General features: G+C 34.2%; 9 protein-coding genes and 1 pseudogene. 1 reads left to right on the top strand and 9 read right to left on the bottom strand.

The genetic code is table 11. From position 1 onward, the window contains the following. The 6 genes from ACTTKP_RS09965 to ACTTKP_RS09940 form a co-directional block, all read right to left on the bottom strand. Nucleotides 1-1,460, bottom strand: a 1,460-nt coding sequence (locus ACTTKP_RS09965; RefSeq protein WP_442553754.1) for an ABC transporter ATP-binding protein, incomplete at its 3' end; no start/stop codon positions are given. Nucleotides 1,461-1,466: 6 nt separating this feature from the next. Next, on the bottom strand, nt 1,467-3,182 hold the full coding sequence (locus ACTTKP_RS09960; protein WP_442553753.1) for an ABC transporter ATP-binding protein/permease: 1,716 nt from the start codon (nt 3,180-3,182) through the stop codon (nt 1,467-1,469). Nucleotides 3,183-3,259: 77 nt separating this feature from the next. Continuing rightward, nucleotides 3,260-4,033: an ABC transporter ATP-binding protein gene (locus tag ACTTKP_RS09955; protein ID WP_442553752.1), complete on the bottom strand. Its 774-nt coding sequence runs from the start codon at nt 4,031-4,033 to the stop codon at nt 3,260-3,262. A 3-nt stretch (nt 4,034-4,036) separates the two neighbouring features. Next, nucleotides 4,037-5,050 carry a FecCD family ABC transporter permease gene (locus ACTTKP_RS09950; protein ID WP_442553751.1) on the bottom strand — a complete coding sequence of 338 codons (1,014 nt, stop codon included), beginning with the start codon at nt 5,048-5,050 and terminating at the stop codon, nt 4,037-4,039. 23 nt (nt 5,051-5,073) lie between these two features. Continuing rightward, nucleotides 5,074-5,571 carry an ABC transporter substrate-binding protein gene (locus ACTTKP_RS09945; RefSeq protein WP_442553755.1) on the bottom strand — a complete coding sequence of 166 codons (498 nt, stop codon included), beginning with the start codon at nt 5,569-5,571 and terminating at the stop codon, nt 5,074-5,076. 10 nt (nt 5,572-5,581) lie between these two features. Continuing rightward, a complete protein-coding gene (locus ACTTKP_RS09940) occupies nt 5,582-6,103 on the bottom strand; it encodes an ABC transporter substrate-binding protein (RefSeq protein ID WP_442553750.1) in 522 nt (173 codons plus the stop codon). 628 nt (nt 6,104-6,731) lie between these two features. Here ACTTKP_RS09940 and ACTTKP_RS09935 point away from each other — a divergent pair. Further along, nucleotides 6,732-6,938, top strand: a pseudogene (locus tag ACTTKP_RS09935) (IS1634 family transposase); the annotation flags it as partial. 148 nt (nt 6,939-7,086) lie between these two features. Here the strand turns inward: ACTTKP_RS09935 and ACTTKP_RS09930 are convergent. The 3 genes from ACTTKP_RS09930 to ACTTKP_RS09920 all read right to left on the bottom strand — a co-directional run. Beyond that, a complete protein-coding gene (locus ACTTKP_RS09930; protein WP_442553749.1) occupies nt 7,087-7,320 on the bottom strand; it encodes a hypothetical protein in 234 nt (77 codons plus the stop codon). A gap of 81 nt (nt 7,321-7,401) precedes the next feature. Continuing rightward, complete coding sequence (locus ACTTKP_RS09925; RefSeq protein WP_442553748.1) at nt 7,402-7,929, bottom strand: YgjV family protein; 528 nt, start codon at nt 7,927-7,929, stop codon at nt 7,402-7,404. A 182-nt stretch (nt 7,930-8,111) separates the two neighbouring features. Further along, nucleotides 8,112-8,501 (bottom strand): tyrosine-protein phosphatase (locus tag ACTTKP_RS09920; RefSeq protein ID WP_442553747.1); only part of this gene is annotated, 390 nt, incomplete at its 5' end.

Here is an 8,501-nt window from a genome sequence, read left to right as displayed (position 1 = left end):
TTTTCACCACCTGAAAGAGCAGCGCCTCTTTCCCCTATGACTGTCTTGCTTCCATTTGGAAGCCTGTTTACTAAATCCATAATATGGGCATTTTTAAGGGCTGTCTCTATCTCACCTTCGCTTGCACCTTCTTTTGCAAGCCTCAGGTTATCTTCTATGCTCTTATTAAATAAATATACATCCTGCGGAATGGCAGATATTAGCTTTCTAAGTTCCTCTATCTTTATGTCCTTTATATTCACTCCATTTATTAAAATACTTCCTCCATCCACATCCCAGAACCTCTGTAAAAGCTTGATTAATGTGGATTTGCCTGAGCCTGAAGTGCCTACTAAAACGACAGTCTTTCCTTCTTCTGCCATAAATGAAACATCCTTAATTACTTCATTTTTATCGCCTGTCACCTTGTCTTTGTAAGAAAATCTTACTGAATTAAACTCTAACTTCTTATCTGTACTTCCCATTACATCTTTAAAAGTTTTAGTGCCGCTGTTTATTACAGGCTCATCTTCATTAAGGAAGTCAAACACTCTCCTTGCTGCCGCAAATATTCTTCCATAATTGCTTTTCATCATCAGCATTTCACTAAGAGGACTATAAACCATACTTGAAATAGCAATGAGAGGGAGCACAAATTCGACAGAATATTCCCCTCTTGCAGCAAAATACACGCTTGCAATAGCTGAAATCACTGACGATATGCCTATAATTAAGTTCGTATTGGTAACTTCTTTTACTGCTTCCTTTGCATAGTTAAAATAAGCCTCATTATAAGCATCATTGTACTTATACATCTTGTTAAAATATCCCTTATGCCCGCCAAAGGTAATGATTTCCTTTAAGCCCTGTATTCCATCTATAATAACAGCATTTAATTCGCCAAGCTTTGACTGGGTTTTGCTTCCATACTCATCAGCCTTTTCATTCTTCTTACTAGAAACAAGGAGGATGAGGGCTGAAAATATAATTAAAATTAATGAAAGGCCTAGCGAGAAGAATCCTATTGCAATAAATGAGATGATGGGCAGGACTGCCGCCACAAATATCTGTATTAAAGAATGCGCATAGAACCACTCTAAGATTTCCACATCTTCAAGTACCACGCTCATTATGTCTCCGCTTTTCTCCCCTTCAAGCCCTGCTGGTGCAAGGTTTGCTATCTTCTCATAAGATATTCCTCTGAGAGCAGTAAGTATCCTGTATGCCACATCATGTGCCACATAGATATCAAGATAATTTAACACAGCCATGCTTACTACCATTGCAAGCACGATTAAAAAATGTGTCTGAGGGTTAGTTAGAGTACCTGCTATTCCCTTTGATACAATTAAAGCCGTTTCAAAGCTTAAGAGTATGGGCACTACCTTGTATAAGGCATGAACAATTATGCTAAAAATTACACTTAACCTGTAATTCTTTATATATTTTGAAAGCTGGACTACATATCTCATCTTCCCCATAATTATTTACCCCCCCTTTACCAGCCTTCTGTAAATCTCACAGTTTTCTTCTAAGTAAGAACTGCTGCCTCTGTCTATAATACTACCCTCTTCTATCACTAATATTTCATCAGCCATACTGATAGTCGACAGCCTGTGTGCTATCATAAGCATTGCCTTATCAGACTTTAGTCCGCTAAGGGTTTCTGCTATATATTTTTCATTTTCCCTGTCTAGGGCAGAGGTTGCCTCATCAAAAATAATTATAGGCGCATCTTTTAGTAAAGCCCTTGCAATAGCTATCCTCTGCCTTTCTCCTGTTGAAAATCTGCTGCCAAGCTCATCTACACTTGTATCGTAGCCATTTGGAAGTGACATAATCAGGTCATAAATCATCGCTTTTTTAGAAGCTTCAAATATTTCTTCGTCTGTGGCAGAAGGCTTGCCCATCTTTATATTGTCATAGATGCTTCCATAGAATAAATGGTTGTCCTGCCACACTGCCGATATATTGTCATTAAAAAACGCTACTGTCTCATTGGTAAGTTTCGTTCCATTTAACAAAACTTCTCCATTATCAGCCCTGTAAAATCCCATAAGAAGCCCTGCTATGGTTGACTTGCCTCCGCCTGAAGGACCTACCAGAGCTATAGCTTTGCCTTTATGAAGTTCAAACGAAATATCTTTTAAGGTGTCTTTATCTGCTCCCTTATATCTGAAGCTTATCTTATCAAAGCTTAGCTTCACATCGTCTATTTTATTCTCTTTAACAGCATTTTCATTTAAGGAAACTTCCAGTTCTTTCCTGTTTTTAAGCTCATTTTTAATAAGAGCATTTTCCATAAGGTTATCGCTTTTTGTTTCCAGAAATTCACTTAAAGAATACGAGCCTGACACTCCCTGAAAGCCCAGATGCCAGGCATTTATAAGACTTAGCATAGGCGAAAATGTAGCTCCTATGATAAAGAATGCGTAAATAAGGAAATTTTTATCTATGTAGCCATAGGCACACCTAAGCCCCATTATAGCTATGGTAAGAGCTGTGCCGACTCTTAGGAAAAACTCTGAAAAAGTACCTTCTATGATGGTCACCTTAAGATGATCCATAACTGCTTTTCTAAAATTTTCTCCATGGGCCTTAACATCTCTTACATATTTTGCATCAGCGTTAAATGCCTTTAAGCTCACCATGCCCTGAATGCCGTCTAAGCACTCACTATAATAATTAGCATGTTCTTCCCATTCTTTCTTTCCTTTTTCCTTCATAAGTTTGAAAAACACCATAGGAATTACAAGCATCATTATTACTGAAATAAGCGAAACAATACCCACATAAATATCTATATAGAATAAAAATATAATGAAGATACCTGCATTTAAGACTGCGCTCACTATGACCGGCAGATATCTTGTATAGTAGTTCATAAGCCATTCTACTCTGGCTGTAAATGTAGATGTGAGCGTGCCTGTGCGGATGGTATCTGCATACTCAGGCCCAAGCAGGAAAAGCTTTGTAAGTATCTTTGTCCTTACATTGTCCTTAATGTTTACTCCTGCTTCATTTACTATCTTAACATTCAGTTTGTATAAGAGTTTGATTCCTATAAGCAAAAATATTATTAAAGCTATGAAGTAAAATACAGGAACAGCTGTAATCTGCATAGATTTTAACATTTCATTTATTAAAATGCTTAAGCAGACTGAAACTGCTGATGAAAATATGGTAATTATCAGCTGAAGCAAGATGGCTTTTTTTACTTTACTCTCTGAACCTTTTAAAAATGCAATTAATGCTTTATTGATAAAAATAAAATCACCCCCTAATAGCAGGAACTTATATAGTCTACTACAGTCTTTTCTTCATCACTTATAATTTTAGCATTTATTTTAAATATATCTTTCAATATTTTTTCTGTTATTATTTCCTTAGGGCTGCCTGCTACAAGGATTTCTCCTTTATTTATAAGAACTACTTCATCACAAAATTTCATAGCTAAGTTAAGATCATGAATTGCTGCTATTATAGTTAGTCCCAATCCTCTTAATATTTCTAGTATTTTGTACTGATATCCTATATCCAAATGATTAGTAACCTCATCTAAAATAAGAATATTGCTTTTAGTAATCAAGGCTCTTGCAAGTAATACTCTTTGTTTTTCTCCTCCTGACAATGTCCTGAAAATCCTTTTCTCACTGCCAGTTAATCCAACGAGGCTAATGCATTCTTTTAATAACTTATAGTCTTCTTCATATAAACTATTTGTGTTAAATATATTATGATAAGGAAATCTGCCCATCAATATTACATCAGCAACAGTATAGTCAAAATCACTATTATTTTCCTGTGGTAATACAGCAATCATTTTTGCAAATTCCTTAGAATTTATATTATCTATATTAATGTTTTTAAGATAGATTGTGCCAATATTTGGTTCTAATACCCTATATATTTGTTTAAGTAATGTGCTTTTACCACTTCCATTAGGACCAATTATTCCTGTAAACTTATTTTCATTAAAACTTATACTTATATTCTTACATATTTTGGCTTCCCCTATATAATAAGATAAATCTCTTATATCAATAACTCCCATAAATCACCTTATTTCTTTCTTCATAATGTATAAGAAAAATGGAACTCCTATAAGAGAAGTAAGCACTCCTATTGCAAGCTCTCTTGGTGCAAATATCACTCTTGACACTGTATCTGCCCAAAGAAGAAAAAAAGCTCCCAACAACGAAGTTACAGGAAGCAACGCTTTATGGTTTGCTCCTGTAATTTTTCTTGTTATATGCGGTATTATAAGACCTACAAAACCAATACTTCCACTTATTGATACAAGCACTCCAACAACCATAGAAACTGTAATTAACAGTATCTTATCTAATCGCTTTACTTTAACTCCTAATATGACCGCTGTTTCTTTACCCATTGAAATGATATTTAACTGTTCTGCAAGAATAATGGCAACAATGAATCCAATAATAACCGCAATCACAGCGAAAGGTACATCTTCCCAATGCACTCCTCCAAGTCCGCCCATCATCCAAAAAACTATCCCACGAACCTTTGAATTATCTGGTGCAAATGATATTATAAGCTGTGTAATAGCACTACATAACATTGAAATTGATATTCCTGTTAGAACAAGTTTGGAATTAGAATATCCCCTTTCTTTAGAAGCTATGAAATATACTATGACCATAGAAAACATTGCTCCGATAAATGCCATCAAATTGGTACTTAACGTACCAAGAATTGGTATTTTACCCCAAAATGCGATGGATAAAGCCGCAAACATACCAGCTCCGGATTGGATTCCCAATGTGTACGGTTCAGCCATAATATTTCCTGTAATTGCCTGCATGATAGAACCTGTCATAGCCAAGCCACCACCAACAGCTATGGCTACAAGTATTCTCGGCAGTCTTACATTCCAAACTATACTGTTTAAGCTCATATCTTCTAAAGTTGTCGAAAAAAAATGATATTTATATACTTCTATCACCTCTCTAAAACCTAAATCTGCCGATCCCAAAAATGTAGACAAGGGGATAGATATAATTATTAATACAAATATCACTAAAGAAACTTTTTTATAATTTTTCAAATATCTATCCCCCTTAAAACAATTTATTTTGCTAGTTCAATTATATTTTTGCTAAGTCTTTCAGCAGCATTAAATATTTGTAACCCAGGAAAAACTTCAACAAGCTTAACAACAACAAAATTATTATTTTTAATTGCAGTTACATTTTCAAGTGCCGGATTTTTCTTAAGGCTTTCTATCTTTTCTTCTGTGGTTCCTGTCGTATCACCAACATCATAGCTATGAATTATAATGATATCCGGATTTCTTTTAGCAACTTCTTCAAAACTTACTTCTTCAAATGCATTATTAAGGTCACCAAATATATTGTTACCCCCTGCAAGCTTTATCATTTCATCTTCAATTCCCTTTCCCGATGTCAACGCCGCCTTATCTCCACTATCAAAAGCCATAATCTTAACATCAGTTTGCTTTACATTCGCTTTAAGAGCTTCTTCTCTTGCCTTTAGATTTTTTATTAATTTGGCAGCTTCATCTTCTTTTTTGAATATTCTGCCTAGATCTTCTATATCCTTATATATATCAGAAAATTTAGGTTCTGCCGAATATGTTCCATATTATACAATAAAAATTGATTTTTTCCTTCTGAAAATCTTCTACTGGAGCTACTCCATATTTCCCAAAACTGTATACTGTAGCATAAACAAAATCTGGCTTTTCGGCCAACAAAACTTCAAATGTAGGAGTCCCTTTCACAATTACTTTTAACTTAGCAAGTTTATCCTGATATTCTGGTAAGCAATCTTCATAGCTTCCTTCAGCTGTTGCAACACCAACTATTTTATCCTCTAATCCAAGTGCCACAAGAATTTGGGCAGCATCATAGCTAAGAGGAACTATTCTCTCCGGCACCTTATCATAAGTAGTTGTCACGCCAAAGTTCTCTAAGACTACATTTTTTTCATTATCATTACTTGTTTTGCTCATGACCATATTGCTTTTAGATGAAGACATGGTGCTTTTATCATTACTTTTCACATTAGAACAACCTGATATAGTTAATGACAATGCTAATAAAGACATAATGCTTACAACTTTCATATTAATATTCATGACATATCCTCCAATGATTTATAAATTATTATCTTTCTCTCAGCTTATATTTCTTAGTGTGGGTATATCCCCATATACAAATCCTCATATTATACATCCACCTTTCCTTATTACTCTATTAGATATTCTATCTAGAATAAAAAAATATAGCACAAATAATAATGATTGTCAATATCATCAAGTTAAGTGTTAGTAAAATTGCTACTATTATAATAAAAATCATCTTATTTTTATTATAACCGTGTGCTTCATAATATTCATAAATATAAAATAGTTTTAAACTCGGAAATTTGACACTTCCTTTTAGCTCCAAAACTCTATAACCCTTTATCTAAGCCAATTATGGCTTATTTTTTTGTCAAAAATTTTTGAATTTTATGCAGCTATATGTTCTATAATAGCAGGTGGAGGTGTAATACTATAAAACTTACAAAGTCTGGCTCTAAAAATTCCCCTACCTATTATGTACAAAAATCTATATGGATTAATGATAAATCCACCACCAAAACCGTAGAGTGTCTCGGTTCCATCGAAGAGTTAAAAGCTTGTGCAGGTGATATGGATCCTATTAAATAGGCAAAGGAATATGTGAAAAAACTTACCCTTGCTGAAAAAGAAGTTTCCTAAAACAAACTTCTCATGTCATGAAATCATACAAACCCTTAGAAATATGAATATGATGATATCCCCGGGGGATGGCTGCATTCCTGTTTATGAAAGAACAGACCTTACAGATGCTTTACATGAAATTTCAGATTTTAGAACCGACTTGGAGATTGTATCAAACAGAAATATAAAAAAAATTTTAACTTTGATTAAAAAAGAAGAAAAATAGCTACATTTTTTCGCACATAGAAAGGCTCTAAAACCCTGATTATAAAGGGGTTTAGAGCCTTTTTGATTGTTGCAAGTGTCAAAGATGGGGATAAAGTTTCAAATATCATTTTATTATAAGGCAAATCTTGCCTTTACAATTTCCACATTCAGCCACCGCTACAGCTTGTTTCTCCATTTTCATCAGTTTCATTACCATCATCTTTGTTTACAAACCTTTTAATTCCTCTGATTCCATTATAAAAACAGTACAAAGTAAGACCTGCTGCAAAGATATAATTAGCATCCGGATTTGCCATAAGCTCCTTCGCTGTAGATAAGGCTACTAAAATGCCCAGAATAATCCATACAATCGCCCATATAAGTAATGCTCTTTTGCTCATTGTACACCTCCAATTTTATTTAGAAAACAATTTAATTGTACGCAACCTTATTATAACATACTTTTCCATACTTGCAAGTACTTATACCAAATTATGAATATTTTTATTTCTCTCCCTGTCATTCTTCATAACTCTCATAACACCTATGGCGCAACTGATAATAGTAAATATATCAAAAGCTGTTCCAACATAGTTTCCACAGCTATAGTCATATATAGCCCAGCCTATTTCTGCCACTCCGATTACTATTTTAAATCCAAGAGCTCCACCTATACCAAGAAGATAAGTAAAAGCAGCCATAGTTACAGCAGGAAACCACCCTACCAGTCCCTTATTATTAAATATAAATGTCATAACTACTGCAACCAGCACAATCAAAGCCTTTGCTAAACCATTAAGCTTTTTAGCCAAATAAATCTCATTTTTAATTAAAGCAAGCACACTTATAATAAAGCCTGAATACCCCTTTAAGATGAGATTTCCAATTGCCAGAAATACCATCTGACCATCCTGCACCCTCAACATTTTCTTTTCATCTTTAATATATCCCGTTATCACCATAAGTGTACAACCTATGAATATCACAATATTAGCTGCAATAACATTCATATTTCCATAACCCCTCTCTTTTTATAAAATATGTCAAATGTCCTTTTTAATGCCTTATATTTAAATTATATCAGCATTTATAACCTCTTTTCAATGACATATGGCACAAATGTAAAAAGAAAAGAGCCTCATCGTGAGACCCTTTTCAAATTAATTTTACTTATTAAGTTTTTAGAAGAATTTTATGCTGCTACTTTAAAACCATCTACAAACGCAGTTTTACTTCCACTAAGTTTTTCTTTAAGTTTAGCTATATCTTCAGCCTTTACACCATTTGCAAGAAGCATATCCTCAGCTCCCTTTGTAAGCTTCTCTACTGATAAATCCTTGCCTCCGGCTATAGATTCCATCATAGTAATCACATCATTTTTGATATACTCATACTGCTTGGAATCCTTTGTTACCTTATAATAATTCTCATAGCTCTTCATATAGTCATCTATGATTTCTTCCTTGGTAGCTCCCATAAGTGACTCTAAGAATACTGCCATATAGCCGGCTCTGTCTTTACCTTCTAAACAATGGAAATGATAAGGTGCCGCATTATCTGCCATAAACTGTACACCCTTAGC

This window comes from Catonella sp. (assembly GCF_052169795.1).
GTDB lineage: Bacteria > Bacillota > Clostridia > Lachnospirales > Lachnospiraceae > Catonella.
Note: the sequence above shows the minus strand (reverse complement) of the source record. Positions and strands in the feature narration are given on the sequence as shown.

Coding starts and splice junctions, on each gene's coding strand:
- ACTTKP_RS09955 (WP_442553752.1), bottom strand. CDS start 4,033: ATGGGAGTTATTGATATAAGAGATTTATCTTATTATATAGGGGAAGCC.
- ACTTKP_RS09940 (WP_442553750.1), bottom strand. CDS start 6,103: ATGAATATTAATATGAAAGTTGTAAGCATTATGTCTTTATTAGCATTG.
- ACTTKP_RS09930 (WP_442553749.1), bottom strand. CDS start 7,320: ATGAGCAAAAGAGCATTACTTATATGGGCGATTGTATGGATTATTCTG.
- ACTTKP_RS09925 (WP_442553748.1), bottom strand. CDS start 7,929: ATGAATGTTATTGCAGCTAATATTGTGATATTCATAGGTTGTACACTT.